Origin of the sequence: Dyella sp., assembly GCF_035503745.1 — a bacterium.
In the GTDB taxonomy this organism is placed as follows: Bacteria; Pseudomonadota; Gammaproteobacteria; order Xanthomonadales; family Rhodanobacteraceae; genus Dyella_B.
In genome coordinates, this window is record NZ_DATJTC010000025.1 from 129,262 (window position 1) to 146,099 (window position 16,838).

Annotated in this window: 18 protein-coding genes; 14 read left to right on the forward strand and 4 right to left on the reverse strand. The window is 65.4% G+C overall.

What is annotated here, in order from left to right; genetic code table 11:
• Window positions 1–43 precede the first annotated feature (43 nt).
• The gene (trxA, locus tag VME63_RS09920; protein WP_325432774.1) at window positions 44–907 is read right to left on the reverse strand and encodes a thioredoxin; all 864 of its coding nucleotides are present in this window, start codon (window positions 905–907) and stop codon (window positions 44–46) included.
• 198 nt (window positions 908–1,105) lie between these two features.
• Between trxA and VME63_RS09925 the strand changes: the two genes are divergently transcribed.
• The 8 genes from VME63_RS09925 (at window position 1,106) to nadD (ending at window position 9,754) form a co-directional block, all read left to right on the forward strand.
• Entirely contained in the window at window positions 1,106–1,753 is a 648-nt protein-coding gene (locus VME63_RS09925; RefSeq protein ID WP_325432776.1) for a paraquat-inducible protein A, read from the forward strand.
• The gene (locus tag VME63_RS09930; protein ID WP_325432778.1) at window positions 1,750–2,376 is read left to right on the forward strand and encodes a paraquat-inducible protein A; all 627 of its coding nucleotides are present in this window, start codon (window positions 1,750–1,752) and stop codon (window positions 2,374–2,376) included. Before VME63_RS09925 ends, VME63_RS09930 begins: the two co-directional genes overlap by 4 nt.
• Window positions 2,369–4,063: an intermembrane transport protein PqiB gene (locus VME63_RS09935; protein WP_325432780.1), complete on the forward strand. Its 1,695-nt coding sequence runs from the start codon at window positions 2,369–2,371 to the stop codon at window positions 4,061–4,063. The genes VME63_RS09930 and VME63_RS09935 overlap by 8 nt, the downstream gene beginning before the upstream one ends.
• The gene (locus VME63_RS09940; RefSeq protein WP_325432782.1) at window positions 4,060–4,671 is read left to right on the forward strand and encodes a PqiC family protein; all 612 of its coding nucleotides are present in this window, start codon (window positions 4,060–4,062) and stop codon (window positions 4,669–4,671) included. The genes VME63_RS09935 and VME63_RS09940 overlap by 4 nt, the downstream gene beginning before the upstream one ends.
• Before the next feature lie 147 nt (window positions 4,672–4,818).
• Entirely contained in the window at window positions 4,819–7,452 is a 2,634-nt protein-coding gene (leuS, locus tag VME63_RS09945; protein WP_325432784.1) for a leucine--tRNA ligase, read from the forward strand.
• A 4-nt stretch (window positions 7,453–7,456) separates the two neighbouring features.
• Window positions 7,457–8,041, forward strand: a complete 585-nt coding sequence (lptE, locus tag VME63_RS09950) for an LPS assembly lipoprotein LptE (protein WP_325432786.1) — start codon at window positions 7,457–7,459, stop codon at window positions 8,039–8,041.
• A 6-nt stretch (window positions 8,042–8,047) separates the two neighbouring features.
• Window positions 8,048–9,058 (forward strand): DNA polymerase III subunit delta, encoded by a 1,011-nt coding sequence (gene holA / locus VME63_RS09955; protein WP_325432788.1) that lies wholly within the window; start codon window positions 8,048–8,050, stop codon window positions 9,056–9,058.
• A gap of 63 nt (window positions 9,059–9,121) precedes the next feature.
• Complete coding sequence (gene nadD / locus VME63_RS09960) at window positions 9,122–9,754, forward strand: nicotinate-nucleotide adenylyltransferase (RefSeq protein ID WP_325432790.1); 633 nt, start codon at window positions 9,122–9,124, stop codon at window positions 9,752–9,754.
• 16 nt (window positions 9,755–9,770) lie between these two features.
• On the opposite strand, the gene msrB is transcribed toward nadD, so the two are convergent.
• Both msrB and VME63_RS09970 read right to left on the reverse strand, forming a co-directional pair.
• Complete coding sequence (gene msrB / locus VME63_RS09965) at window positions 9,771–10,394, reverse strand: peptide-methionine (R)-S-oxide reductase MsrB (protein ID WP_325432792.1); 624 nt, start codon at window positions 10,392–10,394, stop codon at window positions 9,771–9,773.
• A gap of 48 nt (window positions 10,395–10,442) precedes the next feature.
• Window positions 10,443–12,167 carry a cytochrome c biogenesis protein DipZ gene (locus VME63_RS09970; RefSeq protein WP_325432794.1) on the reverse strand — a complete coding sequence of 575 codons (1,725 nt, stop codon included), beginning with the start codon at window positions 12,165–12,167 and terminating at the stop codon, window positions 10,443–10,445.
• 302 nt (window positions 12,168–12,469) lie between these two features.
• Here VME63_RS09970 and VME63_RS09975 point away from each other — a divergent pair, with 302 nt between their 5' ends.
• The 5 genes from VME63_RS09975 to VME63_RS09995 all read left to right on the forward strand — a co-directional run bounded on the left by VME63_RS09975 (window position 12,470) and on the right by VME63_RS09995 (window position 15,190).
• Window positions 12,470–12,994: a sigma-70 family RNA polymerase sigma factor gene (locus tag VME63_RS09975; protein WP_414648240.1), complete on the forward strand. Its 525-nt coding sequence runs from the start codon at window positions 12,470–12,472 to the stop codon at window positions 12,992–12,994.
• A 5-nt stretch (window positions 12,995–12,999) separates the two neighbouring features.
• Window positions 13,000–13,650 (forward strand): NrsF family protein, encoded by a 651-nt coding sequence (locus tag VME63_RS09980; RefSeq protein WP_325432798.1) that lies wholly within the window; start codon window positions 13,000–13,002, stop codon window positions 13,648–13,650.
• 159 nt (window positions 13,651–13,809) lie between these two features.
• A complete protein-coding gene (gene rsfS, locus VME63_RS09985; RefSeq protein WP_325432800.1) occupies window positions 13,810–14,196 on the forward strand; it encodes a ribosome silencing factor in 387 nt (128 codons plus the stop codon).
• Window positions 14,197–14,206: 10 nt separating this feature from the next.
• A complete protein-coding gene (rlmH, locus tag VME63_RS09990) occupies window positions 14,207–14,677 on the forward strand; it encodes a 23S rRNA (pseudouridine(1915)-N(3))-methyltransferase RlmH (RefSeq protein ID WP_325432802.1) in 471 nt (156 codons plus the stop codon).
• Window positions 14,678–14,737: 60 nt separating this feature from the next.
• Complete coding sequence (locus VME63_RS09995) at window positions 14,738–15,190, forward strand: GNAT family N-acetyltransferase (RefSeq protein ID WP_325432804.1); 453 nt, start codon at window positions 14,738–14,740, stop codon at window positions 15,188–15,190.
• A gap of 95 nt (window positions 15,191–15,285) precedes the next feature.
• Here the strand turns inward: VME63_RS09995 and VME63_RS10000 are convergent, their stop codons facing one another.
• The gene (locus VME63_RS10000; protein ID WP_325432806.1) at window positions 15,286–15,678 is read right to left on the reverse strand and encodes a carboxypeptidase-like regulatory domain-containing protein; all 393 of its coding nucleotides are present in this window, start codon (window positions 15,676–15,678) and stop codon (window positions 15,286–15,288) included.
• A gap of 524 nt (window positions 15,679–16,202) precedes the next feature.
• On the opposite strand from VME63_RS10000, the gene VME63_RS10005 reads away from it, so the two are divergent.
• On the forward strand, window positions 16,203–16,805 hold the full coding sequence (locus tag VME63_RS10005; RefSeq protein WP_325432808.1) for a Maf family protein: 603 nt from the start codon (window positions 16,203–16,205) through the stop codon (window positions 16,803–16,805).
• The last annotated feature ends 33 nt before the right edge of the window (window positions 16,806–16,838 follow it).

The window sequence follows — 16,838 nt, forward strand, 5'->3', positions numbered from 1 at the left end:
CGTATGGATGCTGCCGCCCTGGTGCGAAAGCCCTTTGCAGCGTTTAGAACAGCAGCGAGGCCATGCGCCGGCGATAGCGGCTCACCAGTTCGGCGTCATCGAGCGTATTGAAAGCCGCCAGCAGGCGTTTCTTGGCGTGGCCTTCGTTCCAGTCACGGGCTTTCTCCAACAACAGCAGCCAATGCTCAAGACCTGCGCCAGGATCGTTGCCAAGCAGCAGGCGCACCCCTAGCAGGTCGTGCGCTTCCCAGTCCTGTGGGTTGGCCTGTACGCGATGTTGCAGCGTTTCCAGCGCGGGTGCGCCTTCGAGCGAACGGGCAAGATCGAGCTGGTTGCGCAGGCGAACCGCGCGCGCGTCCGTGGCGAGATGGGCGGGCAGGGCATTGAGCTCGGTTTCAGCCGCCGATGCTTGGCCCGCTTGCGCCAGCGCAATGGCCAGGTCGAGCTTGAGTTCGGCGCGTTCCGGTTCGGCGGCCATCGCCTGTTGCAGCCGGTTGATGGCCTGTTCGGGGGATTCGGGCAACGCTTGTTCGGGCGCTTCATCGGCAGCGCCGTCCAGCGGCTGCAGGTGGCGGGAAAGGAACTCGCGCAGCTGACCCTCGGGCAGGGCGCCGGCAAAGCCATCCAAAATCTGCCCGTCTTTGACCAGCATGACGGTGGGAATGCTGCGGATGCCAAATACGCCCGCCAAATCCTGGTTCTTGTCCACGTCTACCTTGCCCAGGCGGAAGGCACCGTTGTATTCGTTGGCCAGCTTTTCCAGCATCGGCCCCAGCGATTTGCACGGACCGCACCAGGTCGCCCAGAAATCCACCAGGACCGGGGTGTCGAGCGACGCCTGCAGCACCTCGGCTTCGAAGTTGTTCTGATCCACATCGAAAATATGCGAGGTCACGGTGGCGTTCACAAACAGGCTCCCAAGATTGTCCCCCGACACATCGGGGCTTGGCCGAGCATATCAAGGGATGCTGACAGACAGGACCGACCTTGACCGATCAAGGGAAACCCATTCAGGCGATGCATGCGCATCATGCCGCCTACCTAAAATGGATCAGGGCGCATTTGGTGCAGGCACGGTCATCGAGGATTTGCGAGAATCGCGAACATGAGTCAACCCATTACCCGCGCCGACGACACCCAGCAAGCGTTCGCCTCGGCGCTGCTGATCTGCGAGCACTGCGATACGGTCTATCGCCGCCGTCCGCTGGCGCGGGGTGAGGTGGCGCGCTGCCAGCGCTGCCACGCGGTGCTGGAGCGACACCAGCGGATCGGGCTGGATGCCATGTTCGCGCTGGTGCTGACGGTGATGGTGGTGTTCGTGCAGGCCAATGTCTGGCCGATCATCACGCTGGGGCTCAATGGCACGCAGATCCATGCCACGCTGTGGGGCATCATCATCATGATGTGGGAGCGGCAGTCGCAGATCGTGGCGGTGCTGGCCGCGGGCACGCTGTTCTTTTTCCCGCTGTGCAAAATGCTGCTGCTGGGCTGGCTGCTCGCCTACGGGCGGCGCGGACGGCGCGCGCCCGGCTTCCGGCGTCTGATGGTGATCCTGCACTACATCGCACCCTGGACGATGAGCGAGGTATTCGTGCTTGGCATCCTGGTGTCGATCGTCAAGGCGCAATTGTATTTCGACGTCACCGCCGATGCCGGGGCGTTTGCCTATGCCGCGCTGGCGCTTTTGATCACCGTTTTTTCCGGCATCGACATGCGTCAGTTGTGGGACAAGATCCCGCAGGCCGCGCCATGAGCCGCGCATTGCCGCGCGCGCACGAGCTGGGCTTGATCGGTTGCCATGTCTGCGGACTGGTCTGCCGCGACACCGGTTTGCCGGAAGGGGTCTGTCCGCGCTGCGAGAGCGCTTTGCACCGGCGCGTGCCGGGCAGCCGCGCGCGCACCTGGGCGCTGCTGATCGCCGCGTTCATTTTCTACATTCCGGCCAACTTCCTGCCGATCATGCGCACGGCGAGCCTGGGCGACGCCGACGACAACACCATCCTGAGCGGCGTCGTGGAGCTGTGGGTGAAGGGCTCGCCCGACCTTGCGGTTATCGTATTCACGGCCAGCATCGTGGTGCCGATGCTGAAATTCCTGGTCATGGCTACCTTGCTGCTGACCGTGCATTGCGGCACCAACTGGGCGCGCACGCAGCGTGCGAAGCTGTACCGGCTGGTGGAGCTGATCGGCTACTGGTCCATGCTGGACGTATTCGTCGTATCGCTGCTCACCGCGCTGGTGCAGTTTGGGTTTTTCAGCGAGGTGGAGCCTTTGCCGGGCGTGGTTTATTTCGGCCTGACCGTGGTACTTACCATGCTGGCGGCGATGAGTTTCGACCAGCGCCTGATCTGGGATTGCAAGGACGAAGATGACTGACCAAACCAAACCAAGTATCCAGGGCGACCTGCCCGAACCGGTGGTGCGGCGGCGTCGCGTCAGCCCCTCGCTGATCTGGCTGGTGCCGGCGGTGGCGGCGCTGGTGGGCCTGTCGCTGGTCATCAATGCCTGGGTGCAGCGCGGCCCGGTCATCTACATCAGCTTCCAGACCGCCCAGGGCCTGGAGCCCGGCAAGACGGTGGTGAAATACAAGGACGTGGTGGTCGGCAAGGTGACCACCATCCGCCTCACGCCCGATCATCACAAGGTGATCGTCAAGGTCGACCTGGAGAAAAGTGCGTCCAGCATCGCGGTGTCCGATTCGCGCTTCTGGGTGGTGCGTCCGCGCATCGGGCTGGGTGGCGTGTCGGGCATCGATACGCTGCTGTCCGGTTCCTTCATCGGCGTGGACGTGGGCGATTCCACGCAGCCGCAAACCGACTTCACGGGCCTTGAAAATCCGCCCTCGGTGACGCACGACGCGCAGGGCCGCAGCTTCATCCTGCAATCGGGCGACCTGGGCTCGCTGGATATCGGTTCGCCGGTGTATTTCCGGCGTATCCAGGTGGGGCGTGTCGCTTCCTATCGGCTCAATGACGACGGCAAGGGCGTCTCGCTGCAGATCTTCATCGAGCACCCCTACGACAAATTCGTGACCGCCGATTCGCGCTTCTGGAATGCCAGCGGCGTGGATGTGTCGCTGGGTGCCGACGGCCTGAAGCTCAACACGCAGTCGCTGGCCACGGTGCTGGCCGGCGGGGTTGCGTTTCTCGATGCGCCGGGTCCTCACCCGAACACCGCCTCGGCGGCGGAGAACGCAAGCTTCACCTTGTTCGACACGCAAGATAAAGCGATGGCGCCGCCGGATGGCCCGCCGCATTACATCCGCATGCGCTTCGACCAGCCCGTGCGTGGCTTGGCCGTGAACGCGCCGGTGGAATTCCTGGGCATCAACATCGGCAACGTGGTGTCGATCCGCATGGATTACGACCAGAAGACCGGACGCTTCCCGATCTACGTCGGCGCGGTGGTGTATCCGGATCGCCTGGGCAAGGCGCACGAAAAACTGCTCGCGCAGGCCAAGTCCAAAGGCGACAACGACGATCTGTCGCACATGATGGGTACCTTGGTGGCACACGGCCTGCGCGCGCAGGCGAAAGTCGGCAATCTGCTGACCGGCCAGTTGTTCATTTCGCTCGATTTCCTGCCGAACCCGCCCAAGGCCACCTACGATCCGGATGCGCGGCCGATCGAAATTCCCACCGCGCCGGGCAATTTCGACAAGCTGCAGGAGCAGCTGGCGCAGATTGTGGACAAGCTCCAGAAGATTCCCTTCGACAGCATCGGCAACAACCTCAATAATTCGCTGGCCGAGCTCGATAAGACGCTCAAGCAGGTCAACGGCGAGGTGCTGCCGGCGTTCCGCAACACGCTCAAGGGCGCCAACCAGACCCTCGGTACGGCCAACAGCGCCTTGTCCGCCGACTCGCCGCTGCAGCAGAACCTTGGCAGCACGCTGGAGCAGCTGCAGCGCATGGCCCGTTCGCTGCGCGCGCTGACCGATTACCTCAGCGCCCATCCCAGTGCGCTGATCCGTGGCCGCGGCGCCGATGCGCCGCCGGCACAGACCGCCCCGGCGCCCGCCGCCGCACCTGCCGCCACGCCATCGCAAGGGAGCAAGCCATGATTCGTGTACGACCTGTGGTGGCGGCGCTCGCTGCGGCGGCCTTGGCGGCGTGTTCCTCTGCGCCCGTGCACTACTACACGCTGGTTCCCGCGCCGGACACCGCACCGGCCGCCGGCGGCGTGCCGCCGGCGTCGTTCCAGTTCCAACTGCTGCCCGTCGGCGTTCCGGCGCAGGACGACGTGCCGCAGCTGGTGGTGCGCCAGGGCGGGCAGGCGGTGGACCTGCTCGATGGCGAGCGCTGGATCGCGCCATTGGCCGACGAAGTGCGCAGTGCATTGTCGGCGGACCTGTCGCGCCGCTTGCATGCGCAGGACATCAGCGGCGGTTTGTCCGTGGATGGCAAGCCGGTGTTGCGCATCAAGGTCGATGTGAACCGGTTCGATTCCTCGCCGGGCAACTATGCGCTGCTGGAGGCCACCTGGACGATCCGCCCGTTGAAGGGCGAGGCCGTCCTGACCTGCAGCAGCCGGATCAACGAGAACGTAGGGGCCGGTTACCCGGGCCTGGTGGCCGGCCATCAGCAGGCGCTGGGCGAACTGGCCGAACAGATCGCGAGTGTGGCGCCATCGCTGGCGGCTGGCAGCGTGCCGGCGTGTCCGGTGCGCTGAGACGCTGTCCCCGGGCGGACGGCGGCCCGTCGTCGCCGACCCACGTGCCAGCCCACGTTTGAGCCCGTTCTGCTAGTCTGCCGCGTTCAGCGCAGCGCATGGCGACGGACGCCCTGCGCTGCCAAAAACGCATAACGGCAGCGGATCATGCAGGACATTCAAGACCAGGGCTCCCCCCACGAATACAACCCGCAGGCGGTGGAATCGGCCGCGCAGCAGTATTGGAACGCGCAGCGCGCGTTTGAGGTGAAGGAGGACCCCTCCCGCCCCAAGTTCTACTGCCTTGCGATGCTGCCGTATCCGTCCGGCGCCCTGCACATGGGCCACGTGCGCAACTACACCATTGCCGACGTCATCAGCCGTTACCAGCGCATGAACGGCAAGAACGTGCTGCAGCCGATGGGCTGGGATGCGTTCGGCCTGCCGGCGGAAAACGCCGCGATCAAGAACAACACCGCGCCGGCCGCGTGGACCTACAAAAACATCGACCACATGCGCACCCAGCTCAAGTCGCTGGGCTATGCCATCGACTGGTCGCGCGAGTTCGCCACCTGCCGCCCGGAGTACTACCGCTGGGAACAGCTGATGTTCACGCGGCTGATGAAAAAGGGCCTGGCCTACCGCAAGAACGCGGTGGTGAACTGGGACCCGGTCGACCAGACCGTGCTCGCCAATGAGCAGGTGATCGACGGCCGCGGCTGGCGTTCCGGCGCGGTGGTGGAAAAGCGCGAGATCCCGCAGTGGTTTCTGAAAATCACCGACTACGCGCAGGAACTGCTCGACGGCCTGGACACCTTGCCGGGCTGGCCCGACGCGGTCAAAACCATGCAGCGCAACTGGATCGGCCGTAGCGAAGGCCTGGAAATCCATTTCCAGGTTGAAAACGAGGCCGAGCCGCTGACCGTGTTCACCACGCGCCCGGACACCCTGATGGGCGTCACCTTCGTGTCGATCGCGGGCGAGCATCCGCTGGCGTTGAAGGCCGCCGAACGCGATCCGAAGCTGGCTGCCTTCCTGGATGAACTCAAGCACGGCGGCATCTCCGAAGCCGAGCTGGAAACGCAGGAAAAGCGCGGCATGGCCACCGGCTTTTTCGCCATCCATCCCATCAGCGGCGAGCAAGTGCCGGTGTGGGTGGCCAACTTCGTGCTGATGGGTTACGGCACCGGCGCGGTGATGGCGGTGCCCGGCCACGACGAGCGCGACTTCGAGTTCGCGCACAAATACCAGTTGCCGATCAAGCAGGTGATTGCGGTTGAAGGCGCCGACGCCGGCTACGATCCGCAACAGTGGAAAGACTGGTATTCGGACAAGACCCGCGCCGACATGCGCGTGGTCAACTCCGGCGAACTCGATGGCAAGAGCTATCGCGAGGCGTTCGATTTCCTGGCCGGCAAGCTGGAAGCCGAAGGCAACGGCCTGCGCCGCGTCAACTGGCGCCTGCGCGACTGGGGCGTGAGCCGCCAGCGCTATTGGGGTTGCCCGATTCCGGTGATCTATTGCCCCACCTGCGAAGCGGTGCCGGTGCCGGAAGACCAGCTTCCGGTGGTGCTGCCCGAAGACGTCGCGTTCTCCGGCGTGCAATCGCCGATCAAGGCCGATCCGGCCTGGCGCAAGACCACCTGTCCCCATTGCGGCGGCCCGGCCGAGCGCGAAACCGACACCTTCGACACCTTCATGGAGTCCAGTTGGTACTACGCGCGCTACACCAGCCCCGGCGCGAACGGCCAGGTCGATGAGCGCGCCAATGACTGGCTGCCCGTGGACCAATACATCGGCGGCATCGAGCACGCGATCCTGCATCTTTTGTACTTCCGCTTCTATCACAAGCTGATGCGCGACGCGGGACTGGTGAAGTCCGATGAACCGGCCACCAACCTCTTGTGCCAGGGCATGGTGATCGCCGAAACCTTCTACCGCGAAAACGCCGATGGCTCCAAGGATTGGATCAACCCGGCCGACGTCGAAATCCATCGCGACGAAAAGGCGCGCGTGACCGGCGCGGTGCTGAAGGCCGATGGCCAGCCGGTGCAGATCGGCGGCACCGAGAAAATGTCCAAGTCCAAGAACAACGGCGTCGATCCGCAGACGATGGTGGACAAGTTCGGCGCCGACACCGTGCGCCTGTTCTCCATGTTCGCCGCGCCGCCGGAGCAATCGCTGGAATGGAGCGAGGCGGGCGTGGAAGGCATGGCCCGTTTCCTGCGCCGTTTCTGGCGCGAGGTGATCACCCACGTCGGCCAGCCCGATCACCCGCACGTCGATCCTTCCGCACTGGATGCCGCGCAGAAAACGCTGCGCCGCCAGGTGCACGAGACGATCCAGAAAGTCAGCGACGACTTCGGCCGCCGCCACGCCTTCAACACCGCCATCGCCGCGCTGATGGAGCTGCTCAACGCGCTGAACAAGTTCACCGACCTGAGCGACCAGGGCCGCGCCGTGCGCCACGAGGCGTTGGAAACCATGGTGCTGCTGCTCAATCCGGTCGTGCCGCACGTCAGCCATGCGTTGTGGCAGGCGCTGGGCCATACGCGGACGGTGGTTGACGACCAGCCTTGGCCCGGCGTCGATGCCGGGGCGCTGGTACGCGACTCGCTGACCCTGGCCGTTCAGGTCAATGGCAAGTTGCGCGGCACCATCGAGGTGGCGGCCAACGCGTCCCATGAGCAAACCCAGGCGCTGGCGCTGGCGCATCCCCAGGTGGCGTTGTTCCTGGAAGGGCAGACGGTGCGCAAAGTGATCGTGGTGCCGGGTAAGATCGTCAATATCGTCGCAGGATGACTTCATGAACCACACCCTGAAAATCGTCTCGCTGCTGCCCTTGCTCGCACTGGCGGCCTGCGGCTTTCATCTGCGTGGAAGCGCCGCGCTGCCCAAGGGCATGGAGCGCGTGCACCTCACCGTGGGCGGCGGCGGCGATTTCCAGCGCAAGCTGGCGCGTGCCTTGCTGGCCTCCAACGTGGTGCTTGAGGACAAGCCTGGCCCGGGCATTGCCGAGCTGCATGTGCCGGCGCAAAACTTCACCATGCAGATCCTCACCGTGAACGGCGCCGCCCAGGTCACCGAGTTCGCGGTGCACTACCACGTGATGTTTACCGCCACCGATTCCAATGGCGCGACCCTGGTACCTGTGGAAAACATCGATCTGCAGCGCGAATTCAGCTACGACGCCGGCCAGCCGGTGGGTACGGCCGCGCAGGTCGAGCAGATCCAGGCCAGCCTGATCGACGACTCCGTGCAGGCCTTGTTGTTCCGCCTGCAGGCGGTTGCGCGGCATGGCAAGGAAGCGGCGATCAAGGCCGTGGGAACGCAGCCGTCATCGGCGAGCAGCACGCCCGAACCGCCGCAGTATTCGCCCTCCATCGAATAAAACCGCATGCCTGTGAACCAAGCGCAGTGGCAAAAGGCGCTGGCGGCCGATCGCTTGAGCCCGGTGTATTTGCTGGCGGGCGAGGAGCTGCTGGTGCTGGAAGCGGCGGACGCGTTGCGTGCCCAGGCGCGCAAGCTCGGCTACAACGAGCGTGACGTGCTCGACGTCGGCGCGCATTTCGATTGGGATGAGCTGGCACGCGCGGCGGCCGGCATGTCGCTGTTCGCCAGTCGCCGGCTGCTCGACCTGCGCCTGCCGACCGGGCGTCCAGGCACCGAGGGTGCCAAGGCGATCGTCGAGTTCTGCGCCAATCCGCCACCGGATGTCACCTTGCTGATCACTGCCGTGGAGTGGAGCAACAAGCACGAGGGCGCCTGGACCAAACAGGTCGACAACACCGGCACCATGGCGGTATTCAACGCCCCGCGCCCGAACGAATGGCAGGGGTGGATCGGCGCGCGTCTGGCCTCGCGCGGGCTTGCCGCCACCGGCGAGGCGGCCGCGTTGCTCGCCGAGCGCGTGGAAGGCAACCTGCTTGCCGCCGCGCAGGAAATCGACAAGCTTGCCGTACTGCACAGGCAGGGCAAGATCGATGCGGCGGAAATGGAACATCTGGTGGCCGACAGCGCCCGCTACGATGCCTTCAAGCTGACCGACGCCGCGCTGGGCGGCGAAGGCGCGCGTGCGCTACGCATTCTCGATGGCCTGCACGCTGAGGGCGAGGAGCTGATTGCCTTGATGGGCTGGGTGGTCAATCAGCTGCAACTGGCGATGCGCCTGGCCAATGCCCACGATTTGAGCGCCCAGGTGCGCGCGGAACGTTTGTGGCCGGCGCGCGAACAACTGTTCCGCAAGGCCCTGCGCCGCGCGCCGCGCGAGCACTGGATGCAATGCCTGGCCCGCGCGGCGCGCATCGACCGGATGGCGAAGGGGCGCGAGGCGGGCGATGCGTGGCTGGAAGCGCAACGCCTGATCGCCATGATCGCCGAACCCAGGGCCGCCGCCGCGCTAGTATGAACAAGCATGCCGGTTTTCCCCGCGGTTGGGCATGGACGCGGGGCTGAAGCGAGACACTTATCGATGAAACCACTCGCGATTTTCGGCGGCACCTTCGATCCGATCCACCTGGGCCACCTCAGCGTTGCCTGGGAAGCCTCCGAGCTGCTCGACGCCGAAGTGAGGCTGATGCCGGCCAGCATCCCGCCACATCGTTCCTCGCCGACGGCGAGCGCACCGCAGCGCGTGGACATGCTGCGCGCGGCCCTGCGCGGACAATCGCGGCTGTCGCTGGACACGCGCGAACTCGATCGCAGCGGCCCTTCCTACACCATCGACACGCTGCACGAATTCCGGCAGGAATGGGGCGCCCGCCCGCTGGTGCTGCTGCTGGGCGCCGATGCGTTTGCCGGTTTGCGCAGTTGGCATCGCTGGCGCGAGTTGTTCGATGTCACGCATATCGGCGTGCTCAATCGTCCCGGCGTGGATGCCTGCATCCCGCTGGAACTGGAGCGCATCGTGGCCCCGCGCCGCACCGACGATCCCGCTGTGATCGGCGCGCAGCCCTGCGGCCGCGTGATCGAGCTGGCGGTGACGCCGCTGGAAATTTCCGCCACGCGCATTCGCGAACTGCTTGCCGCCGGGCGCGATCCGCGTTATCTGCTGCCGGCCGGCCTGTTCGACGATCCGGCCTTGCTCGCGCCCTATCGCGGCTGATCGCCTGGGTTAGGCCCTAACTGACCCGATACGCCACGAAACGCATCGCCACCGAGTTCATGCAATAACGCAGACCGGTCGGCTCCGGGCCATCGGTAAATACGTGTCCCAAATGGCTGTCGCACCCGGCGCAGCTGACTGCCGTGCGGACCATGCCGAAACTGAGGTCCCTCGATTCGATCACGTTCTGCGGCGCGATAGGGCGGAAGAAGCTCGGCCAGCCGGTGCCGGAATCAAATTGCGTGGCGGCGTTGAACAGCGCGGTATCGCAGCCGGCGCAGCGGTACAGCCCTTTGCTCTTGGGCCGCTCGTGGGGGCCGCTGAAGGGCCGCTCGGTGCCCGCGCGGCGCATCACATCGAACGCTTCGTCGGACAGGCGCTGATGCCACTGCGCATCCGTCAACACCAGCTTGTGCACATAGCACGGCCCAAGACGATGGCCGTCGTCGTCGGCAAAGCATTCCAGCAGCACTTGCGCGTCCGTGCTGGCCGGCGGCGCGGCGGCCATCGCGTCGCCGCTGTTGGGGCCGAGCAAGCGCAGCGCGGCCACGCCGCCCAGCGCCAATGCGCTGCCGCCGCCGAGGGTCAGCAGCAAAAACCGGCGGCGCTCCAGCGCCGGGCTATCGAAGGTGGATGTCATGGGGATCTCCATTGCGGGGTTCATCTAGGTGCATTCAGCTAGGTAGGTTCAGCCGAACGTGAAGGCATAAGCGCGGGCATCGGGATCGAGGAAGGTGATTTCGAAGACGCGCTCGCCGTCGCCGTGCGCCTGGCGCACCAGCTGGTAAAGGCGCTGGCCGGTGATCGTGCCGTTGCCGTCGGCATCGATATCCGCGCCATGGTCGGCGCCCGGCGCCTTGCCATCGAGGGTGACGCGAAAGCGCACGGGCTTGCCGTCCTTGCCCGGACCCAGCACCAGATGCAGGTCGCGGCCACGGAAGCGATAGACGATGCCGCCGTTGGGCGCATTGAGCACGGCGTCGTGTTCGTCGACCGTCCAGTGGCCATTCAAAGCCCATTGATCGGGCGAGAGCGATGCCGGCGCGTGGTAATCCCAGCTTTCGTCATGCGCGACCTGGCCGCCCGCGAAGTTTTCGCTGCGTGCATAGCCGACGTACGTTTCCGGCGAGCGCGCCATGTCCCCGGAGCTGGCTGCTTCTGCGCCCGAAGCATCCGGTTGCACGTAGCCGCCCGGCAGGTTCGTGTAGCCGGCATCGCTCAGCAGGCGGCGGATCGTGTCTTCGCTGGCGGCGTAATCGCCCTCGCCGAAATGATGCGCGCGAATCTGTCCCTTCGCATCGATAAAGTAGTGCGCGGGCCAGTATTCGTTATTGAAGCCCTGCCAGATGGCGTAATCGTTATCCATCGCCACCGGATAGGTGATGCCGAAATCCTTGATCGCCTTGGCCACGTTGGCAGGGTCTTTCTCGAACGCGAACTCCGGCGCGTGTACGCCGATCACCACCAGGCCGTGATCGCGGTATTTCTGCGCCCACGCATTCACGTAGGGCAGCGAACGGATGCAGTTGATGCAGGAATAGGTCCAGAAATCGACCAGCACCACCTTGCCGCGCAGGGATTGCGGCGTCAGCGGCGCACTGTTGAACCACTGCGTGGCCCCGGCCAGCGACGGCAGCTCGCCTTCCACGGGCAGCGGCTGGCCGGCCTTGGGCGGCGGTGGCGGGTTAGCGGGCGCGGGGCGCACCGCATCGATCAGCTTCTGCTCGATACCGCTGGTGCTGGCCAGCGACACGCGTGTCAGCAGGCCCGTATCCGCGCCCAGCGCGATCGCCGCCACGCCGCACAGCACCAGCGCGCCCAGCGCGCGGCGAATCCACTCGCCGGCGCCGAGTGAGCGCTTCATCGCGGAAAACACCTTCCCGCCCACCAGCAACGCAAGTCCCAGCGACACCGCCGCGCCCATGGCATAAGTCAACAACAGCAACGTGGTCTGTACGCTGGCGCCCTTCAGGGCGGCACCTGTCAGCAGCAGGCCCAGGATCGGCCCCGCGCACGGCGCCCACAGCAAGCCGGTGGCAATACCCAAGCCCGCCGCCGACCAGGGCGAATCCGCCTGCGTGGCGGAGCGCTCCGTCAGGCGATTGCCAAGCTTCACGAATGGCCTGCTCACCCATTCGGCAACGTGCGAAGAGAGCAGGGTGATGCCCAGCACCGCCAGCACCGCCAGCGCCAGATAGCGGCCGAACTGGTTGGCGCGTATCGCCCAGCCGCCGCCCACCGCCGCCAGCGTGGCTACCAGCGCAAAAGTCAGCGCCATGCCGATCAGCATCGGCAGGCCGTTGCGCGCGAACGGCCGATCCGCACGCGAAAACACGAACGGCAGCACGGGCAGGATGCACGGACTGAGAATGGTCAGCACGCCGCCGAGAAAAGCGAGAATCAGCAAGATCATGAATCGTCGTTCCGGTTGGAATGTGTCGCTTGCACGGGTATTCGTCCTGCGACGCGCAGCGGTTACCTGCCCAGTTATCTGCCGTGCACGAAGTAACCGCCGCCTTGTGCGCAGCGAATGAGGTTCTGTGGAGCAATGCAGGATCGATCATGGCGCAAACCCTGACCTTGAGCACCTTGACCTTTGCGGGGCGGTGGGTACTACTACCGCAGCCCACGATGGGGGTTACGGTTATCGATAAGGTCTTGCCAACGGAATCGACCAGCGCCAGCGATCAGGCCGACCGGCAGCGGGCGGCGTGGATGGCTGCCGCGCAGGCGGGCGACCAGCGCGCCTACACGCGGCTGCTGAGCGATTCGGTCGCGCTGATCCGCGCCGTGGCGCGGCGGCAGGGCGTGCCGGTGGATGCGCTCGATGACGTGGTGCAGGAAACGCTGCTTGCCGTGCATCGCGTGCGTCACACGTTCGACCCGGCACGTTCCTACGACGCCTGGCTGTCGGCCATCGCCAGCCGGCGCGCGGTGGATGCGCTGCGCAGCCACGGCCGCCGCGACCGCCGTGAGGTGCACGACGAGCTGGCGATCGATCATTACGCCGACCGCGACGACGCCAGCACGGGCACCGAGCGCGAGCAGGAGGCGCAGCGTCTGCGCGAGGCGATCGAAACCTTGCCGCCCGGCCAGCGCGAGGCGGTCGAGCAGCTTGGCCTGAAAGAGCGTTCGCTGGCCGAGGCCGCCGAACAGACCGGCCGCCGTACCGGCGCCTTGAAAGTGAATCTGCATCGCGCGCTGAAATCGCTGCGCGATCGAATGCATGGAGAACCCTGAGCCCGATGTCCGACGCACCACGCCATGATGCTCTGATCGACGCGCTCGGCGCGCAGCTGACGCCTGTGCGGCGCCTGCCGCCGCCGTGGCTGCGCACGCTCGGCTGGCTGGCGGTGGTGGCGGCCATCGCGGCGGTGCTGTTGCAGCGCTATGGCGCCCACACCATGCTGCATCGCTGGCAGGCCGCGCCCGACCTGTGCCTGGCGGCCTTCGGCGCGGTTACCACCGCCATTACCGCCGCCCTGGCGGCGTTCGCGCTGGCAGTCCCCGGGCGCTCGATCCGCTGGGCGTTGCTGCCGGTACCCAGCGCGGTGCTGTGGATCTCGGCCAGCGGCATGGGCTGCCTGCGTGCCCACATCCCCGGCATGGCCGTGCTGGACATGCGCGAGGCCAACCATTGCCTGATGTTCATCATCAGTTTCTCGATTCCGCTCTCGGGCCTCTTGATCTGGTTGCTGCGGCGCGCCTACCCGCTGCGCCCGGTGCTGACGGCGGTGATCGTGGGCCTTGCCAGCGCCGCCGCCTCGGCCAGCCTGCTGGAGATCTGCCACAACGTCGATGCGGCCGCCAGCGATCTGGTCATGCATGCGCTGGCGGTGGCGATCGTGGTGGTGGCCAACATGGCGATGGGCGGCAGGCTGCTCACCAAGGCCTGAGCCGCGCAGCCGGCGCGCGGGTTGCAGAATCCTTACACCCGGGCGGTTGCCGGATGGACGGCGGGAAAGCCAACAATCGCTTGACGTGCCGTCACGTTCGGGCGGATATACTGCATCTGCGCCATTCCGCGCAGCCGATACGCCGCGAGGCCCCAACTCTTGACCACCACCCGCCATGCCAAGGCCGTCAACACGGCCACCCTGCGCAAGACCGTTATTGCCGCGCTTGAAGACCTCAAGGCCAAGGACATCCGCGAGATCGATGTCCGCGGCAAGACTTCCATCGCCGACCTGCTCGTGATTGCTTCCGGCACCTCGGCACGCCACGTCAAATCCATCGCCGACGAAGTGGTCAAGTTCGCCAAAAAGGCGGGCGTGATGCCGCTGGGCGTCGAAGGCGAACAGGAAGCGGAGTGGGTGCTGGTGGACCTGGGCGACGTCATCGTGCACGTGATGCTGCCGCGCATCCGCGAGTTCTACGGGCTCGAACGCCTGTGGACCGTCGCCGATCGCGACGAGCGGGGCGAAGCCGCCTTAGCCAGCTGAAGTTGCCGACATGCATGCCCGCCTGATCGCCATCGGCGAACGCATGCCCGCATGGGTTGCAGAAGGGTTTGCCGAATACCGCAAACGGCTCTCCCACGATTTGCCTCTCCAATTGATCGAATTGAAGCCCGGCGCACGAGGCAAGGGCCGCGACGATGCGCGCGCCATGCAGGAAGAGGGCGCTGCGATACTCGCCGCATTGCCGCGCGACACGCACGTCGTCGCGCTCGACGGCCGCGGCAAGAGCTGGTCCAGCGAAGAGCTGGCCGAACAGTTGGGCAAGTGGCGCATGGCCGGACGCGACCTGGCCTTTCTCATCGGCGGTCCGGATGGCCATGCGGCCGAGGTTTTGGCGCGCGCCGATCAAAAGTGGTCATTGGGTCCGCTCACCTTGCCGCATATGCTGGTGCGGCTGGTGCTTGCCGAGCAGCTTTACCGCGCCACGACCTTGCTGGCCGGACACCCTTACCATCGCGCCTGAGCGCCGGGCGAGCGAAAAGCTCCGGCGCCGGTGCGCCGCTTTATCGCAACGGGAGCGCGTATGTGTTTGCAGATTCGCCAGGCCAGCGTCCATGACCTGGATGTGCTGGTGCCGTTGTTCGATGGCTATCGTCAGTTCTACCTGCAGCCTTCGGATCCGGCGCTGGCACGCGCATTTCTGTCGGAACGGTTTGCCCACCATCAATCGCTGATCTTGGTCGCTTGCGAGGATCGGGGCGAGGGCCTTGGATTTACCCAGCTCTATCCACTCTTTTCGTCCGTGCGCGCGGTGCGCGTGTATCTTCTCAACGATCTGTTCGTGGCCGGGCACGCGCGGCGACGTGGGGTGGCGCGCGCCTTGTTGACGGCATCGGCCGAGTATGCGCGTGCACTGGGCGCGGCCGATCTGCTGCTGTCCACCGCGAAGGACAACCAACCTGCGCAGGCGCTTTACCAATCGCTGGGCTGGCGCCGCGACGAAGGCTTTTGCGATTACCGGCTTACGCTTGGCTAGCCCGGGTTGACGCCGGTGACGCCGCGCGGCCCGGCATGCCCGGCACTATTGGCGCCGGGCATGCCATGTCCACGCGCAACGTGGCGATCAGGGCATCAACCGCCGGATGCGGCGCATTGATCCTTGGGGCAGGCGAAGTCGACTTCGGCACCCCCGCCGATGCCCAGGGGGATGTTGGCCCGCGTGTCGACGGTATGCCCGTCTTTCTCCAGCATTACGCTGTAGGTGCCGGGAGGCAGCGAGTTGAGGTTGTAACGCCCCTTGTCGTTGACCGTGGCATGGCGGCGAAGGCCGGTATCGCTTTGGGCGGTGATGACTTCGCCCGCAGGAGCGTGGCCAAAAATATGCGAACTGGTCTCCTGTGCGTGCGCGGTGGCTACTCCCACCGTTGCCAGGAGGCCCGCCGCAAAGACAGGCAACCACTTTGGTGCCGGATGCCGGTTGCGACGAGCATGCGCGTTGGAGACGAACTGCCGGATGCTTTTCATAAAACTCCCTGTTTGCCTGCAGAAAATTCAAAAGCATCGAACCCGCCGGCGTGTCATGCGCCGAACATCATTCGATGTGTGTGCTCAAAGCCGTTTTTGCTTTTGCTTCCATGAGTTGGCCGCTTATGCCATGACACTCCCTGTTCGCCGGGGCTGGGCGTCCCGGATCAGGCTTGCAATGCGTCGTTCCCCAAAACCGGGCGACGGTTCAACGCCGCCGGGTACTTGCCGACGCTAGCACCGTTCGAAATGCCGGTACAAGTGACCATGGCTAGGCCATGGCCGGCTAGGGACATCCGCTCGACCAGATTCTGCATGGGGATCGCAATAAAAAGCGATCCATCGATCGGGCCTATGGATGGCTATCTGGGGCTGGGCGAAATCGCGCCCGGAACGTTGCCACACGCGACATCGGCGTCGGCCGTACGGTTGTGTTTGGGTCCATGCGCAGTATCGCGCCAGCGTGTCGATGCGCCGCTGTACCGCTATGCTCTGGCGATCTAGGTCATTCCTGAGGACGGCGCATGCTTTACCTGGCCTCGCAGTCGCCACGCCGGCGCGAACTGCTTGCACAGATCGGCGCGGTGTTTTCCGTGCTCGGCGTGGATATTCCCGAGCAGCGCCGGGCGGAGGAATTGCCGCAGGATTACGTCCATCGCGTTGCACGCGAGAAGGCGCAGGCCGGTCTTGCCATGCTGCACGATGATCGGCGCGCCGATGCCGTGGTGCTTGGCGCGGATACCGAAGTGGTGCTGGATGGAGAGGTGTTCGGCAAGCCCCGCGATGCAGCCGATGCGACAGCGATGCTGCGTCGCCTGAGCGGACGTACGCATGAAGTTGTCTCCGCCGTGTGGCTGGTTCGCGCCGATCGCGCGGTCGGCGATGTCTGCGTATCGCGCGTGCGCTTTGCCGCGCTGGACGAGGCGACCATTCATGCCTACATAGCCGGCAAGGAGCCCTTCGGCAAGGCGGGGGCCTATGCCATTCAAGGTCGCGGCGCGAGCTTGATCGAGCATCTGGAGGGCAGCTACTCGGGCGTAATGGGGTTGCCGCTGTTCGAAACCACGCGCCTGCTGCGTGCGCTGGGCGTGGATGCGGATGGATCGAGCCAGGGATGCGCTGCTTAATACTTCGCAGCGTTGCCGATCGTGTTGCGAAGA